Genomic DNA, 844 nt, shown 5'->3' on the forward strand with positions numbered 1-844 from the left:
GCGGACATCGTGCCGAGGTCGTCGTTGCCGGTCATGCCGGTCGGACCGTCCGTGAACAGGGTCAGCGCCGCGTGCACCACGTCGGTGGTCTTCCACGGCTGGCCGGTGGAGAGGTAGGTGTAGGGCGCGATGAGGTCGGGCTCGTTCTGCGGGTTGTACTTGTCCGCGTTGTAGTAGGCGTACGGCCCGTTCACCCAGGTCTCCCGCGCGGTCTTCGCCGGGTCCTTCAGCAGGTCGGCGTAGGCGAAGAAGGAGTCGAGGCGGTCGTTGGCGGCCTGCTTGCCGCCGATCATGTCCACCATGCCGGGCAGGTCCTGCGGGACGAGCCACTGGTACTGCCACGAGGTGCCCTCGTGGAAGCCCTCGCTCTGCGCCGGGTCGGCCGGTCCGGTGAAGGCGCCGGAGGCGTCCCGGGCCCGGAAGAAGCCGGTCGAGGCGTCGAAGACGCGGCGGTAGTTCTGGGCGCGGGCGGCGTAGCGGACGGCGTCGGCGTGGTGCCCGAGGTCCCGGGCCATCTGGGCGAGCATCGCGTCGGAGAGGGCGTACTCCAGGGTGGCCGAGGCGCCGTGGTCGTAGTCCGAGTCGCCGGGTTTGGCGTGCGGGCGGCCCTTGACGTAGGGGGCGAAGCCGTCGGCGATGTACTCCTCGTTCGCCTCGCGGCCCACGGCGGGGGAACCGGCCGGGGGCACACCGTCGGCGTTCTTCCGCAGCGCCTTGTAGGCCCGCTCCTCGTACCCCTTGAGCAGGCCCTGCTGGTAGGCGTTGGTGAGGAACGGGGTCACCGGGTCGCCGGTCATGATGTTGGTCTCGACCGTGCCGTAGCCCCACTTGGGCAGCCAGCCGC

1 protein-coding gene is annotated in these 844 nt (G+C 70.7%); it reads right to left on the minus strand.

The features are described 5' to 3' along the window. Positions 1-844 (minus strand): glycoside hydrolase domain-containing protein (locus GTW40_RS16170; protein ID WP_161180893.1); only part of this gene is annotated, 844 nt, incomplete at both ends.

This window comes from Streptomyces sp. SID4985, assembly GCF_009863025.1.
In the GTDB taxonomy this organism is placed as follows: Bacteria; Actinomycetota; Actinomycetes; order Streptomycetales; family Streptomycetaceae; genus Streptomyces.